Raw genomic sequence first — 14,946 nt, forward strand, 5'->3', positions numbered from 1 at the left:
CCGTGTCCCTCTCCAGCATCCTCAGCGTCGCGCGCACCGCGCTGAACTACCAGCAGGCCGTCATCCAGACGGCCGGCCACAACATCGCGAACGCGGAGACCGACGGGTACTCGCGCCAGCGCGTCGACTCGATGGCGGCGACGCCGCAGTTCTTCCCGTACGGGAACGTCGGCACGGGCGTGGCGATCGACGACATCCGCCGCACGCGCGACGAGCTGCTCGACGTCGCGTACCGGCAGGAGTCGGCGGGCTACGGCGCCGCGACGCTGCGCGAGGAGCTGCTGGGGCAGGTCGAGGCCGTCCTCGGCGAGCCGTCGGACGACGGGCTGGCCGCGGCGATGGACGCGTTCTGGTCGTCGTGGTCGGAGCTCGCCAACGCGCCCACGAGCAACGCCGCGCGCAGCGTGGTGCAGCAGCGCGCGCGCAACGTCGTCACGCAGCTGAACGCGTTCGACCAGCGGCTGACCGACCTGCGCACGCAGACGAACATCCGCATGAGCAACACGCTCACGCAGCTCAACGGGCTGGCGGACCAGATCGCGCAGCTCAACGGCCGCATCGTGGAGGCGGAGGTCGGCGGGAAGATGGCCAACGACCTGCGCGACCAGCGCGACGTCGCCATCGACCAGCTGTCGAAGCTCGGCGAGGTGCGCGTGCTGCCGCAGGCCAACGGCTCGACCACCGTCCTGCTGGGGAACAACACGCTGGTCGACGGCGTGCACGCGGAGCGGCTGCAGATCGCCGTCGGCACGGGCGCGACGCTCAAGCTGGCGACGCAGCGCGCGCCGGCCGACCCGCTCCTCCCGGTGGGCGGCGAGCTGCAGACGATGCTCGACTTCCAGAACAGCGAGCTGGCCGAGACGCAGGAGCGCCTCGACGCGATGGCCAACACGCTCGCGCGCACCGTCAACGCCGTGCACAACATGGGCAACGACGGCACCGTGGGCGCGCCCTACCTGAACTTCTTCGTCGACAAGGCGAGCGACACGTACGTGGCCGGCGACGCGTTCGCCTCGCCGCCGGTGGCGGGCGTCGTGACGGCGCGCAACATCGCCCTGTCGTCGCAGATCTCGCAGGACGCGTCGCGCATCGCCAGCACGTCGTCGCTGACCACGCGCCCCGCCGACAACGACGTCGCGCTGGCGCTGGCCGGCCTGCGCACCGCGTCCAGGGCGGTGCTGGGCGGCGTGACGCTGGCGACGATCGACTTCACGACCGTCGACCGCTCCACCAACCCCGCCGGCCGCCGCACCTCGGCGCCGACGAGCATCGCCGACTTCTATCGCGCGACCACCAGCGGGCTGGCGACGCAGGTCAAGGATGCCGAGAGCGCCGCGACGGTGCGCCGCACGCTGGCGGAGCAGGCGGACCTGCGCCGCACGTCGGTGCGCGGCGTCAACATCGACGAGGAGCTGACGACGCTCATGCGCGCGCAGCAGGCGTACGCGGCGGCCGCGAAGGTCATCACCGCGGCCGACGAGATGATGCAGACCGTCCTCGGGATGATCTGAGAGACGATCGGATGCGTCGGTCGTCGTTCTCCTGTCCCCTCCCGTCCCTCTCTCTCACGCGCGCCCCGGTGGGCGCTCGGGGTGCCGCATGCTGATCCTCGGTCGCCGCGTCGGCGAGTCCATCGTCATCGACGGGGGCATCACCGTCACCGTGCTCGCCTGCGAGCGGGGCGGCGTGCGCCTGGGCATCCAGGCGCCGTCCGAGATCACCATCCTGCGCGGCGAGATCGTGCGGCAGGTGGAGGAGTCGAACCGGCGCGCCCCCGCCGACCCGGCCGCCGCGCGCGCCCTGATGGCGCGCCTCGCGCCCGGCGCCGAGCCGGCCCCGGACGCGACGCAGAGCGCCAGGAAGGACGCGGCCTGACGCGCGTCGACATCACGAACGCGACGCGGGGCCGGACGGCGACTGCCGTCCGGCCCCGCGTCGTCTGCGGCGTGTCGCCGCTCAGCCCGTGCGTGGGCGGCGGCGCGCGATGCCGGCCGAGGAGAGCTCCCAGGAGGTCCCGCTGCCACCGGCGGCGCGCCGATCCGCGCCGTCAGCCGCCCCGTGCGCCCGCCAGCGTCGGCAGCGCGACCCCGCCGCCGCGCGCGCCCAGCCACCCCTCGCCGGCCCCGCCCGGGAGCGGCCAGCGCGACGTCGCCGCGTCGTCGGGCGCCTCCGCCGCCTCCACCCGGATCTGCACCGTCGCCCCGTCCACGGTGCCCACGAGCCGCACGCCGCCGCCGAGGGCGATCGCCGCCCCCTTGGCCGCGTCCAGCGCCGCCAGCAGCGCGTCGGCCGCCGCGGCCGGCTCGGCCAGCACGGGAGGGAGGTCGTCCGCGCCCTCCACGGCGCAGGGCACGTCGCGCAGCGCCGGGTGGTGCGCGTGGAGCGCGACCACGCCCGCCAGCAGGTCGGGCAGGTGCACCGGCTCGGGTGCCGACGCCGGCTCCAGGCTCAGGCGCCGGAACTCCTCCAGCAGCTGCTCCAGCCGCTCCGTCTCGCCCTGCAGGACCGTCGCGGCCACGCCCGCCGCGGGCGCCTGGGGGTCGAGCATCCCGGCCACCGCCGCGACGGTCCCCACGCGGTTGCTGAGCGCGTGGACGAGCCCCCGCAGCACGGCATCGCGCGCCGCGGCCAGCGCGCGGAGCGGTGCCGCATCGGAGTGGTCCAGATCGGACGCCGAGTGGCCGATACTCACGGGTGTCGGGCCCCGAGTGTGGGCTCGCCCGTGCCGTCCCCCGCCCCGTCCGCCCGCGTCGTGTTCACCATCATCGGCCTGCTGGTCGTCATCGGAAGCGTCATCGGTGGCTACGTCATGCACCATGGCAAGGTCGGTGTCCTCTGGCAGCCCACCGAGTTCATCATCATCGGTGGCGCCGGCCTCGGCGCCTTCATTGTCGCGAACGGGATCGGCACCCTCAAGGCGTCGTTCGCGGCGACGCTCGGCCTGCTCAAGCCCAATCCGTTCTCCAAGACCGCGTACAGCGAGCTGCTGCAGGTCCTCTACGAGATCTTCCAGAAGGCGCGCAAGGACGGCCTGGTGGGCCTCGAGGCGCACATCGAGGAGCCCGAGAAGAGCGACGTCTTCACCAAGTATCCGGCGTTCAGCGCCAACCACCACGCGGTGGCGCTGCTGGCCGACACGCTGAAGGTGCTGCTCACCGGCGCGGTCGAGGACCACAACCTGGCCGAGATCCTCGACATCGACCTCGATCAGCAGCACGAGGCGAACATGCACGTGCCGCACGCCATCACCACGGTCGGCGACGCGATGCCCGGCTTCGGCATCGTCGCCGCGGTGCTCGGCGTGATCATCACGATGGGCTCCATCGGCGGCGCGGCGAGCGAGATCGGCGAGAAGGTCGCCGCGGCGCTCGTCGGCACGTTCATCGGCATCCTGCTCGCCTACGGCATCATCGGCCCCATCGCGACCGCGATCCAGGCGCGCGTGAAGGCGGAGCATGCGTACATGTGCTGCATCCGCACGGCGCTGCTCTCGTTCGCGCGCGGCGACGCGCCGATGACGGCCGTCGAGTTCGCGCGTCGTAACATCGACCCCCACGAGCGCCCGACCTTCGCGGAGCTCGAGCAGATGACGCGCAAGAAGGCCGCCTGACGCGGCGCGACCCATGCCTCCGGAATCCGGCAAGAAGATCGTCATCGTCCGCAAGAAGAAGGTCGTCGCGGGCGGCCACCACGGAGGCTCGTGGAAGGTCGCCTACGCCGACTTCGTCACGGCCTCTGAATAAAGGCGACCTTCCGCGTGCGGACCGTGATCTCCGACGGGAGTACCTGATCGTGCTCGGCTGACGTGCGCTAACGCAGCGGGGCGCCTTGAGGCGAGAGAGGGGCACCGGCGATGCCAGTGCCCCTCTCGCCGTTAAGCAGTACAAGTTGATGGCGGCACGACGGACCGGTCCAATTAGCCATCTGCCTGGTAGCGTGCAGTCATATCCAGCACGTTCAAGCAATGCTTGAGCAAGTTGCGAGGTTGACCGTGTAAGTCTGGCATCCGCAGACCGTTGATCACAGCCACCAATTCGTTCTGGGCCAGCGGAATGTCCACGAATCGGGTGCCCTGCTCAACCTGCCGAGCGACGCGTGCTCGTTCCTCAGGCGATGCGCCTTGATAGAACAACGGGACCACGAAGTTATTGATGCCGCCGTTCTTCACCCAAGTCACGCCGGCCGGGTACTCGGCAACGTGCTTGACTACATCCAGAATTTCGGCATGCCCTGTCCTCAGCTTGGCGTACAGACCGCCAGCGGCCACGCGCACAACTGCCAGCGTCGCGACCAACTGTTCAGGAAAATAGAAGCGTGGGTCAAGCATCCGCACGATCGCGGCAATCTGCGCAGCAATCTGCTCCTGAGTCCTGAGCGACAGATCGAAGACGTTTGACAGCTCAGCGAGTGTCTCAACCAGTAGATCGACGTGCACTGGGTTGTTGCCGCGCTTTCGCATGAACTCGACGACCCCAATACGCGCGAACACAGAGGTCAGAAACGCATCGCGCGTGAGCGTCGGCACCTGAAGCTCGACATCAAAGAATCGCCGAAGGTACTGATCACCGTCGAAGCCAGCACCGTATACGGCGCGCACTGCGTGTGCCAATTGCTCACGGTCAATGGCCAAGACGAAGACGATGCCAGGTACGTTAAAGCAGTGCTTCAGGTCTTCGAGCAGCTGAATGGCGTACGAAGGCCGACACCGATCCAACTCGTCGATAAAGAAGACGAGCGGTCTTTCGGGATGCTCGGGGTCGCGGACAGCTTCGACAAGATTTCCCAAGGCAATCCTGAAGTTCGCCAGTGACCTGCGACCTTCCTCAAAGTTTGCGATGCGATCCTTTGCCGCGTCTTCGACGACTGATTCGACGGCGGTGGTGAGCGGAAGCGCGCCGGCGCCTGCCGCGACAGCGATGGCTTGCACGGCAAGTTTCGACATCGCGACCGCGTTCCGGCGGATCAGTTTCGAGCTCGCCTCGCGAACCGCTGCCCAAGCAATATCGACTGCCGGGTTCTCAGCCTCACTCAGCGCTGCGCCTTGTAGCGCCAAGTGCAATGTGCCAAGCATCGCAATCAGTGGGTCGTCCCCGAAATCCGTATCCCAAGCGTTGAAGGTCACAGGGACGATCGATTCAAGGACTAGCAAAGATCGCCAACGCTCGATGAACGTGGTCTTTCCCGTTCCCCATCGGCCGTTGAGTGCGATCACGAACGGCTGCTCAATAGCGGAGACGAGCCGTGTCAAGTTCTCGGCGAAGAACTGATGTTGGTCTCCTTTCGGGAAAGGATCAGCGTCGTCATTCAGCAGGGCTTCAGGGCGTCGGTAGAGGGCAGTCAGTTCAGCCACGACTTTTGAGATTGGGGTTGTGCAGCTGGCTATCCCGCCCGGTCCACATGCCGACTCAGACCTTTCATGAAGAACGAGAACGGCTGCTGGTAAATGTCAGCGAAGCTCGCGAGTTCAACGGGATCGATGCGCCGTTCACCGGACTCGCACTTGGAGACGAATGACTGCGGGACACCCAGAGCACGTGCGACTTCCGACTGAGTCATCTCCGCAGCGAGCCTAGCTTCCTTCAACCGCGTGAGCAGCAGTCGATACTTGGGCGAATGAACGTTGGTCAACAGAGACGCCGGGCATGGGAGTAAGCACTTGCGCCCAGCGAGCGTACATCCCATCTTGGAATATCCCATATTAGGATATCGATACACGAACGATCTCCGGCCTTGCTAGCGCCGTGGCCCCTCAGAAGCCTACCGATCCAGACGAGATCGAGGTGCTGCCAATCGTACTCGACGATGAGGCACCACTCCCCGAGTTACCGCCCGAGTCCCTCGCCGACTTCTACAGCCCGGAGGAGTGGGCGAGCGCGAAGGCGCGTCTCTTAGCCACACGAGCCAAGCGTAAACCGCAGCGACAAGCAATCGCGGACCGGTACTACGCTTCAATCTTCAAAGCCCTTTGGGCGCATTTCCTGGCGACGGAAGGCAAGGACTCCGGGCCACGCTAGATGCGACTGCTCCGGGCAGCCCCCGTGGGCTGCAGTCGGCCACGATCAAGAAAGAACGCCATCATCGCAATCGATGCCGATGATGGCGTTCTTCATCGCTGATCGCCCGTGATTGTTCGTGCCCGCCAAGTCGTTGCCAAGCAACCTTTTGCACGCTGCCTCGTCCCTTCAAGGCAGGCGTCAGCTTCGTGGTCACTGCTGCCGACGTCCACACGCACACGCGCGGAGTGCAGTCCTTGAGTCGAGCAGTCGAGACTTGAGCGAGCTTGGACTCCGCTGCACCGCCAAGGACCAGCAGCGGCGGACACGCACCGCACCACAACCGTAAACACAAGCAGAAGCTTCACTTACGCCAGAGACGACTGTCCCCGTGCCCCCAGAATCCGGCAAGAAGATCGTCATCGTCCGCAAGAAGAAGGTCGTCGCGGGAGGTCACCACGGCGGCTCTTGGAAAGTTGCGTATGCGGATTTTGTCACGGCGATGATGGCGTTCTTCATGGTGATGTGGATCCTGGGCATGGACGACAAGGTGAAGCAGGCCATCGAGGGCTACTTCTCCAACCCGGTCGGCTACAAGAAGGGCGCCTCCGCGGGCGCGAGCCCCATCTCGTCGGGCTCCAGCCCGATGAAGGCGCCCGACACGCAGGTGAAGATGATCGTCCGCTCGGCCGAGCAGCGCCGCTTCGGCGAGCTGGCCGCACAGCTGAAGCAGGTGCTCGACGGCCACGCGCAGCTGAAGAAGCTCGGCGCGAAGGTGGACGTCGTCGTCACCAAGGACGGGCTGCGCATCGAGCTGATCGAGAGCGGCTCGGGCGAGGTGTTCTTCCCGGTCGGCTCGTCGCAGATGAAGGCCGCGGCGGTGATCGCGCTGCAGATCATCGCGCCGGAGCTGCGCACGCTCACGAACCCGGTGGTCCTCGAAGGGCATACGGACGCGGCGCGCTACGGCACGACGGCGTCGTACACGAACTGGGAGCTGTCGGCGGAGCGCGCGAACGCCGCGCGGCGCGTGCTGGAGGCGGGCGGGCTGCCCGCGGGGCGCGTGTCGGAGGTGCGCGGGCTCGCCGATCGCCAGCTGCGCGACGCCGCGCATCCGACGGCGGCCGAGAACCGCCGCATCACGATCCTGCTGCCGTACAGCCGCCTGCCCGATCCGGTCGACGCGACGGCGGCGGTCGATCGCCCCGGTGCGTCGTCGCTGCCCGCGCGCACCGCGGCGCGCGAGACGGAGCGCGCGATGAACGCCGCGCCGTCCGGCACCGCCGGAGACGACGCGCAGCGCTAGCCGCGGTCGCGCACGTCGTCTTTGCGCGCGTCGTCGTCGTCGCGCACGACGCGCAGCACGCGGCCGGTCGCCGCGTCCACCTCGACGTCCATCACGGTGCGCCCGTCGGCCGTGCGGATGTCGTACGCGAAGAGGAGCACGCCGTCCTCCTCCTCCAGCTCGGCCTCGAGCACCTGGCCGCCGGGCACCCGCGCGAGCGCGGCCGCGCGCGCGGTCGCTTCGGACACGGTCGCGCGGGCCAGCAGCCCGGGCGTGTCCTCACGCAGCGCGATCGCGCCCGACGCCTCGCGCGCCGCGGCACGCTGCGTCGCCGGCGCCGCCGTGGCGGCGGGCTCGCCGTCCGCGCATCCCACCACGAGCAGGACCGCGATGCCGGCCCCGGCGACCGTGCGACGATCGATGCGCACACGCTCCTCCCGCGTCCGAGGGTGGACGTCCTCGCTCGACGGTGCACGGTAGCGCGCGATGCGTCGCGGCGGCAAGCGAGCTGCGGCACGACTGCGGGCTGCGGGCTGCGGGCCGCGCATCCTCTCGCTCCGTGCCCTCGGCGCGCGACGTCGCGCCTCGCCAGCCGTAACTACTCGGGAGGATACGGATGCTCCGGATGAAACGGATCGTTCGGATCGCTCCTCGGAGCGCGAGGTCCCCTGCGCCCGTGCGGAGCGATCGGGGGCATCCGTCTGGATCCGGAGGATCCGCATCCCACTGTTCGCCGACCAGTGCAGGGCGCGCCAGGCCCTGAGCTGCGAACGGCTCTGACAGGATGACGAAGAGGCTCCGCATCGGCGCTTGGAACGTCGCGCACCGCGGAGCCTCCTGGTCATGCTGTCCTGTAGTTGTCGTTCAGATCCGCAGCCCGCAGCCCGCAGCGCTCCCTAGTTCATGCCGCGCACGCGCTCGCCCGCCCAGCCCAGCGCCTCGGTGTACAGCGCCGAGACCTGCGACATCGACAGCCCCACCGCCTCCGCCGCGTCCTGCACCGCGCTCCAGTCGCCGCGCTCCTGCGCCTCGACCAGCGCCAGCGTGCTCGCGTACGGGCCGCTGCGCGTCAGCAGCGCGTCCTTCACCTCCTGCCCGATCGCCATGCGCGCGAGGATCCCCTCCATCGGCATGCGCAGCAGCGCGTCGAGCAGCGAGAAGAGCCCCACCAGGAAGAGCGGCCCCATCTCCGAGCGACGCCCCGAGCGCTCGCCCACCAGCTCCGCGAGGCGCGCGCGCACCAGCGCCGCGAGCACCAGCTCGAGCGCGATGCCGTTGTTCGACGCCACCGACGACACGAGCAGCACCGTCAGCCAGCGGTGCAGCACCCCGCGGCCCACCATGCGCAGCGCGAAGCCGATGCTCGTCACGTCGCGCCCGCCGAACGCCGCCGAGTTGGCGATGCGCAGCAGCTTGTACGACAGCGACGGGTCGGACTTGAACGCGTTCTCGATCTCCCCGTCGCTCGCCTTCGAGTCCTCGAGGAGGTTCAGCAGTCGCAGCATCGTCGAGTGCTCGACGCTCAGCTCGCGGTGCGAGACGATCTGCGGCTTGCTGTAGTAGTAGCCCTGGAAGAGCGTGTAGCCGTGGCGGCGGCACATGTCGCGCACCTCCGCCGTCTCCACGCGCTCGGCCAGCAGGCGCACGCCGAAGCGCCGCAGGTCGTCGGCGACCTTCTTCACCTCCGCCTCCGACTTGTTCAGCACGTCGATCTTCACGATCGACGCCAGCGCCAGCAGCGGCTCGTAGCCCGGCGCGTTCACGAAGTCGTCGAGCGCCAGCGTGTAGCCCTTGCGGCGCAGCTGCTCGCAGGCGGCGATCACCTCGGGCTCCGGGTCCACCGACTCCAGCAGCTCGATGACGACCGTCTTCGGCTCGAACAGCTGGTACTGGCCCGTGAGCAGGAAGTCGCGCGTCATGTTGACGAACGCCAGCGTGCCGCCCGTGAGCGGCGCCATCCCGATGCTCAGCAGCGCGTGGATGACCGTGTCGGTGCACATCTGGTCCGCCGACACGCCGTTCGCCCAGTTCTGCTGCGCGCCGCTGCGGTAGAGCAGCTCGTACGCGAACAGCCGGTCGCGCTCGTCGAAGATCGGCTGGCGCGCCACGAACACGTCGTGGATCCCGCTCGCCTCCGCGGGCGCGGCGGTCGCCGCCGCGGCGGCGGTGGCCGATGCGCTCACGGGTGCGCTCGCGGCGGCATCGACCGGCGGGGATGCGGGCGACTCGGCCGCGCGACGGGCGTTCGAGGAGAAGCTGAAAAGCGGCGACATGGCATCGGGTGGGGTACCGGTGGGACGAGCCACCGGCGGCGAAGGGCACAGCGCCACGGCAGCGCCGCAGCGGCGCCGGGACCGCCGGTAGGGGCTGCGGGGTATGCCGTGTCGTCGAGGGGCGGCGCCATCCTGGCAGCCGCGCCGCGGCCCCACGCCCGCACGTCCCGCACGCCCTTCCCGCCCATGCGCTCCGCTCCCCGCCGCCCTGCCGCCGTCGCGCTGCTGCTCGCCCTCGCCGCAGTCGGCGCCTGCGGCCGCGACGACGCCCCAGCCCCCGACGCGGACTCGGCCCTCGCGCGCGACCTCACGCTCGCCACCGCCCCGGTGCCCCCGCGGCGCGACTCGCTCGCGCTGGGCGACACGGCCGTCGTCGCGGAGACGCCGCCCGCGCCGGTCGTCGCTGCACCGGAGCCCGCGCCCGCACGTCGCGCCCCCGCGCGGGTGGCCAGCGCGCCCACGCCGCGCGCCGTCGAGACGCGCCCTGCGCCCACGCCCGCGCCCGTCGCGCCACCCGTCGCCGCCGCCCCGCGCGCCGAAAAGCCGGCCGAGGAGCCGGCGCCGACCCCCGTGCGCCCGGCGAGCGACGCGGGCAGCGGGCCGTCGCTCGGGCGCGGGACGCTGCTCGCCGGCACGACTGGCTCGCGGATCTGCTCCACGTCGAACCGCCCGGGCGATCGGCTGGTCGCGACGCTCGCCGCCGACGTCACCGGCGCCGACGGCGTCGTGCTCCCCGCCGGCACGGGCGTCGTGCTGGAGGTCGCGAGCGTCTCGCGCGAGGGGAAGGTTGAGCTGCTCGCCCGCGGCGTGTCGCTGAACGGCGCCTTCCATCCGATCGTCGCCGACGTCGCCGTGGGCGAGGCGCCGCTCGAGAAGCGCACGGTCGCCGGCACGAACGACACGAAGGGGAAGGCCGTGAAGGGCGCGATCGCCGGCGCGATCATCGGCCAGATCCTCGGCCGCGACACGAAGGGGACGATCATCGGCGCGGCCACCGGCGCCGCCGCCGGCGCAGCGGCCGGGCAGCTCGGGAAGAAGGAGGAGCTGTGCCTGGCGGCGGGGGCGCCCGTGCGGGTCACGATCCGATAAGGGCGGAGAACGGAGTGGCGGAGGACGGAACGGCGGAGGACGGTGGAGCGTGAGACGGAAGAGCGGATGCTACGAGCCTGACGCTGCTCCGCCGCCCTCCACTTCACCGTCTCACGCCGTATCGTTCTCCGCCCCATCGTCCTCCGCCGTTCCGTTCTCCGCCGTACTCGTCCCGTGCTGCTCTCCGTTCAGGATCTCCGCAAGTCCTACGACGGCCAGCTCGCCGTCCGCGCCCTCAGCTTCGCCGTGGGGCCGGGCGAGGTGCTGGGGCTCGTGGGGCCCAACGGCGCCGGCAAGACGACGACGCTGCGCTGCCTCGCGGGCATCGTCGCGCCGTCGGAAGGGCGCGTGCGCATCGCGGACATCGACCTGCACGACGACGCGGTGGCCGCGAAGCGCGCGCTCGCCTTCGTCCCCGACGAGCCGGCGCTCTTCGACTACCTCACCGTCGACGAGCACCTGCGCTTCGTCGCGCGCCTCTACGGCGTCGCCGACGCGGCCGCGCGGATCCCGCCGCTGCTCGCGGAGCTCGAGCTGTCGCACAAGCGCGGCGCGCTGCCCGGCGAGCTGTCGCGCGGCATGCGGCAGAAGCTCGCCATCGCCTGCGCGCTCCTGCACGACCCGCGCGTGCTGCTGCTGGACGAGCCGCTCACCGGGCTCGATCCCGCCGGCATCCGCCGCATGAAGGCGACGATCCGCGACCGCGCGCGCGCCGGCAGCGCGGTCGTGCTCAGCTCCCACCTGCTCCATCTCGTGGAGGAGCTGTGCACGCGGCTGCTCGTGGTGCACCGCGGGCGCGCCGTCGCGCAGGGCACCATCGCGGAGATCGTCGCCGCGCGCCCCGAGCTCGCGGGCCGCTCGCTGGAGGACGTCTTCGTCGCGCTCACGAGCGAGGACGAGGACGCCGTCGGCGACGGGATGCCCGACCTGCGCGCCAGCGCCTGACCATCGCCTGATCACCAGCACCTGATCGCGTGCTGCTGTCCGCCGTCGCGTACCTGAGCTGGGCCTCGCTCCGCAACCGCGTGCGCGTGCAGCTGCGCCGCGCGCGCTCGCCGCGCACGGTCGTCGCCGTGGCCGCGGGCGCGACGTACGTGTGGTGGTTCCTCGTGCGCCCTGCCAACCGCGGCGGCGCCGCCGCCTTCCTCACCGACGCGTGGGCGCCACGCCTCGCCGCGCTCGGCCTCACGCTGCTGGCGGCGCGCTGGTGGCTCGCGGGCGCCGACCCGCGCGCCCTCGCCTTCTCGCCGGCCGAGGTGCACCTGCTCTTCCCCGCGCCGGTGACGCGCCGCGGGCTGGTCGCCTACAAGCTCCTGCGCGCGCAGCTCGTGATCCTCGCCAACACGATCATCTGGACGGTGATCCTGCGCGGCGAGGGGACGCACCTCGCGTCGTGGCGGCGCGCGCTCGGGCTCTGGATCCTGCTGTCGGTGCTCTACCTGCACCGCTTGGGCGCGGCGCTCGTCACGGCCGCGCCGCCGGTGGACGCGCGCGCGGCCCACGGCTGGCGGCGCGTCGTGCGCCGCGCGCTCCCGCCGGCGCTGCTGGCGGCGGCCGCGGTGGCGGTGCTCGTGCCCGTCGTCGCGCATCGTGCGCCCCTCGGCGTCGCGTGGAACGGGGGCGTCGCCACCTTCGGGCGCGCGCTCGGCGGCGTGCTGGAGGCGACGTCGGCGACGCTCGTGCTGGCGCCCGCGCGGCTGCTGCTGACGCCCACCTTCGCGGTCGACGTCGGGACGTGGGCGCGCGCGCTCGCGCCCGCGCTGGCGCTGCTGGCGCTGCACTTCGTGTGGGTGCTGCGCACCGACGCCGCCGTGCACGAGGCGGCGCTGGTCGCGAGCGAGGAGCGCGAGCGGCGCCGCGCGGACCGCCGCGCCGGCGGCACCGGCGTGGACCGACGCCCCGCGCGCGACGACGACGCCGCGGACGTGCCGCCGCCGCGCCGCTGGACGCCGCCGCTGGCGCCCGTCGGGCCGGCGGCGCTGGCCATCGTCTGGAAGAACGCGGTCGCGGCGCTGCGCGCGACGGCGCTCGCGCGCGTGCTGGCGCTCTACGGCGTGGTCGCCGCCGGATTGCTCGCGCTGTCCACGCGCGATCCGCGGCTGGCGGAGATCGTCACCGTCGTCGTCGGCGTGTGGCTGACGATGCTGCTGGTGGCCGGCCCACTCTGGGTGCGCTTCGACCTGCGACACGACCTCGCGCACCTCGCGGTGCTGCGCGCGTGGCCGCTGGCCGGCCGCGACGTCGTGGCGGCGGAGGTGCTGGCGTCGACGCTGGCGCTGACGGCGGCGCAGCTGGCGATCCTCGTCCTCCTCTTCGTCGCGTCGCTGGGGGCGCCGTTCGCGCTCGGCTTCTCGCTCGACGAGCGGGCCGCCGGGCTCGCGACCGCCGCCCTCGGCCTCCCCGGGGTGAACGCGGCCAGCCTCACCGTGCAGAACGGGGCCGCGCTCCTCTTCCCCACCTGGGTGCGCCCGACCGGCGGCCCGCGCGGCGTCGAGGCGATGGGGCAGAACCTGCTCTCGACGGGGCTCGCGATCGTCTTCGCCGCGGCGCTGCTCGCGCTCCCCGGCGCCATCTCGGCGCTGCTCGCGTGGGGGCTCTGGCCGATGCTCGGCCCGTGGGCGCTGGCGCCGGCCGCGACGCTGCTGACCGCCGCCGCGACGCTCGAGCTGCGCCCGGTGCACGCCTGGCTCGGCCGCGTCTTCGAGCGCACGGACCCGAGCGCCATCGGGACGGCGCGCTGAGCGGGACCGATCCCCTCGCATCGCTTCGCCCGCACCGTGCGTTGACGTACGGACGACCGGCGGACGGCGCGTGGGCGGCACCGCCGCGCCGTCGGCGGCGCTATCTTGCGAGGGCGCGCTCCGGCGCCGCCGGCCTCGCCGCCGCCGGGTGCGTCCGCGCCCATCCTCCCGACCGCGCTTCGGCGCTGCGCTTCGTGTCGCACCTGCACCTGGAGAGTCCGTGAAGTCCGACGACGCCTACGACCCCTTCGCGGACGGCGACGAGCCCGACGACGAGTTCGACGGCGACGACATCGACGACGACGAGGAGGACGAGGACGACGACGCGGAGGACGACGAGGACGGCCCGCAGCGCCCGGCCGTCTTCATCACCACCGCGCAGCCGGTCTCGATCCGCGTCGACCGCCTGGACGACGACCGCGCGCCCGACGGCTCGGTGCTGGGCGCGTACATCGGCGACCGGCTCGTCGCGCGCAGCGCCATGGAGCCCGAGGCGATCGAGCGCCTGCTCGGCCTCGGCCTGTTCCAGCAGCCGGTGCCGCTCGGGCTGTTCGCGTACGAGGAGGATCCGGGGCTCCAGTGCCGCCTGTTCGCGCTGGTGCCGAGCGGCACCTTCTCCGAGTCCGCGCACGCCGACGAGCCGTGGAAGGCGAGCGTGCCGAGCTACGAGGACGCGCTCAAGGCGTCCGACGACGAGGACGACGACGGTCCCCAGCTGGAGACGATCCTGCTCGGCCACATCGTGCGCTTCGCCGCCGACCGGAAGCATCCGGACGACCTGGCCGCGGAAGCGGTGGACGTGCTGCACAAGATCCTGACGGGCGGCACGCTGAGCGACGCGAACAGCAAGGCGATCGACGATCTCCTCGATAATCTCTGAGGCGGAGGACGGACCGGCGGAGAACCGAACTGCGGAAGGCGAAGAGGCGTGAAACGAACGAGCGGACGCCACGAGCTTCGAGCTCGGAGCGTCCGCTTTTCCGTCTCACGCCGTAACGTCTTCCGCGGTATCGTCTTCCGCAGTTCCGTCGTCCGCGGTTCCGGTCCTGTGCTTAGGCAGCCAGCTGGTTCGCCGGCTTCCAGCCCTTCGTCTTTCTGCCAGTGCGCACCAGCTCATAGCGCGCCGGCGGGAAGCCGTACACGCCGATCTCCAGCAGATCTCCGACCTGCACGATGGCCTGCTCGGCGATCGCTTCCAGCGCGTCGTCGAACGTGTCGCTCTGCACCTCCCCCGCTTCGCGGAGGGTGCCGGCCTTGCCGAGGGCGAAATTGAAGCGGGGCATGCGGTCTCCTGTGCTCGGGTCCCGGGCGCGTGGTGACACTGCCTACCCTCTCTAACGCGAGTGGCGTGCCGGACGTGCCGGGGCTGCGTGTTACTACCCCGGAAGGGCGGAAACGGATACCTGGAGGCGCGAACCGCGGAGGACGAAACGGCGGAGAGCGGAGGGGCGGAGGACGGAAGCGCGTGAGACGGAACGGCGGACGCCATGAGCTTCGAGCTCGCAGCGTCCGCCGTTCCGTCTCACGCCTCATCGTTCTCCGCGGTTCCGTCTTCCGCGGTTCCG

14 protein-coding genes and 1 pseudogene are annotated in these 14,946 nt (G+C 71.1%); 9 read left to right on the top strand and 6 right to left on the bottom strand.

Going from position 1 to position 14,946, the window contains the following annotated elements; genetic code table 11:
- Window positions 1-2: 2 nt before the first annotated feature.
- On the top strand, window positions 3-1,511 hold the full coding sequence (gene flgK / locus rosag_RS09440) for a flagellar hook-associated protein FlgK (RefSeq protein ID WP_284349849.1): 1,509 nt from the start codon (window positions 3-5) through the stop codon (window positions 1,509-1,511).
- A gap of 88 nt (window positions 1,512-1,599) precedes the next feature.
- Window positions 1,600-1,875 (top strand): carbon storage regulator CsrA, encoded by a 276-nt coding sequence (gene csrA, locus rosag_RS09445; protein WP_284349851.1) that lies wholly within the window; start codon window positions 1,600-1,602, stop codon window positions 1,873-1,875.
- 172 nt (window positions 1,876-2,047) lie between these two features.
- Here csrA and rosag_RS09450 read toward each other — a convergent pair whose 3' ends face one another.
- Window positions 2,048-2,692, bottom strand: coding sequence for a hypothetical protein (locus tag rosag_RS09450; RefSeq protein WP_284349852.1), 645 nt, complete (start codon window positions 2,690-2,692; stop codon window positions 2,048-2,050).
- A 30-nt stretch (window positions 2,693-2,722) separates the two neighbouring features.
- On the opposite strand from rosag_RS09450, the gene motA reads away from it, so the two are divergent.
- Together motA and rosag_RS09460 are read left to right on the top strand one after the other, a co-directional pair.
- Window positions 2,723-3,610: a flagellar motor stator protein MotA gene (gene motA / locus rosag_RS09455; RefSeq protein ID WP_284349853.1), complete on the top strand. Its 888-nt coding sequence runs from the start codon at window positions 2,723-2,725 to the stop codon at window positions 3,608-3,610.
- A gap of 13 nt (window positions 3,611-3,623) precedes the next feature.
- Window positions 3,624-3,734: pseudogene (locus rosag_RS09460) on the top strand (flagellar motor protein MotB); the annotation flags it as partial.
- Window positions 3,735-3,916: 182 nt separating this feature from the next.
- Here rosag_RS09460 and rosag_RS09465 read toward each other — a convergent pair.
- Both rosag_RS09465 and rosag_RS25410 read right to left on the bottom strand, forming a co-directional pair.
- Window positions 3,917-5,350, bottom strand: coding sequence for a KAP family P-loop NTPase fold protein (locus tag rosag_RS09465; RefSeq protein WP_284349855.1), 1,434 nt, complete (start codon window positions 5,348-5,350; stop codon window positions 3,917-3,919).
- A 29-nt stretch (window positions 5,351-5,379) separates the two neighbouring features.
- Complete coding sequence (locus rosag_RS25410; RefSeq protein WP_345784827.1) at window positions 5,380-5,697, bottom strand: helix-turn-helix domain-containing protein; 318 nt, start codon at window positions 5,695-5,697, stop codon at window positions 5,380-5,382.
- A 687-nt stretch (window positions 5,698-6,384) separates the two neighbouring features.
- On the opposite strand from rosag_RS25410, the gene rosag_RS09470 reads away from it, so the two are divergent.
- Window positions 6,385-7,299: a flagellar motor protein MotB gene (locus tag rosag_RS09470; protein ID WP_284349856.1), complete on the top strand. Its 915-nt coding sequence runs from the start codon at window positions 6,385-6,387 to the stop codon at window positions 7,297-7,299.
- Here rosag_RS09470 and rosag_RS09475 read toward each other — a convergent pair.
- Complete coding sequence (locus rosag_RS09475; protein WP_284349857.1) at window positions 7,296-7,706, bottom strand: PepSY domain-containing protein; 411 nt, start codon at window positions 7,704-7,706, stop codon at window positions 7,296-7,298. The two genes, rosag_RS09470 and rosag_RS09475, sit on opposite strands and share 4 nt — an antisense overlap.
- Before the next feature lie 468 nt (window positions 7,707-8,174).
- Window positions 8,175-9,461: an EAL and HDOD domain-containing protein gene (locus rosag_RS09480; RefSeq protein ID WP_284349858.1), complete on the bottom strand. Its 1,287-nt coding sequence runs from the start codon at window positions 9,459-9,461 to the stop codon at window positions 8,175-8,177.
- 276 nt (window positions 9,462-9,737) lie between these two features.
- On the opposite strand from rosag_RS09480, the gene rosag_RS09485 reads away from it, so the two are divergent.
- The 4 genes from rosag_RS09485 to rosag_RS09500 all read left to right on the top strand — a co-directional run bounded on the left by rosag_RS09485 (window position 9,738) and on the right by rosag_RS09500 (window position 14,261).
- Window positions 9,738-10,640, top strand: coding sequence for a YMGG-like glycine zipper-containing protein (locus rosag_RS09485; protein ID WP_284349859.1), 903 nt, complete (start codon window positions 9,738-9,740; stop codon window positions 10,638-10,640).
- A gap of 177 nt (window positions 10,641-10,817) precedes the next feature.
- Complete coding sequence (locus tag rosag_RS09490; RefSeq protein ID WP_345784832.1) at window positions 10,818-11,585, top strand: ABC transporter ATP-binding protein; 768 nt, start codon at window positions 10,818-10,820, stop codon at window positions 11,583-11,585.
- Window positions 11,586-11,614: 29 nt separating this feature from the next.
- On the top strand, window positions 11,615-13,381 hold the full coding sequence (locus tag rosag_RS09495) for a hypothetical protein (RefSeq protein ID WP_284349861.1): 1,767 nt from the start codon (window positions 11,615-11,617) through the stop codon (window positions 13,379-13,381).
- Window positions 13,382-13,601: 220 nt separating this feature from the next.
- Window positions 13,602-14,261 carry a hypothetical protein gene (locus rosag_RS09500; RefSeq protein ID WP_284349862.1) on the top strand — a complete coding sequence of 220 codons (660 nt, stop codon included), beginning with the start codon at window positions 13,602-13,604 and terminating at the stop codon, window positions 14,259-14,261.
- A gap of 172 nt (window positions 14,262-14,433) precedes the next feature.
- On the opposite strand, the gene rosag_RS09505 is transcribed toward rosag_RS09500, so the two are convergent.
- Entirely contained in the window at window positions 14,434-14,664 is a 231-nt protein-coding gene (locus rosag_RS09505) for a hypothetical protein (protein WP_284349863.1), read from the bottom strand.
- Between the last annotated feature and the right edge of the window lie 282 nt (window positions 14,665-14,946).

The sequence above is a fragment of the Roseisolibacter agri genome (assembly GCF_030159095.1).
GTDB lineage: Bacteria > Gemmatimonadota > Gemmatimonadetes > Gemmatimonadales > Gemmatimonadaceae > Roseisolibacter > Roseisolibacter agri.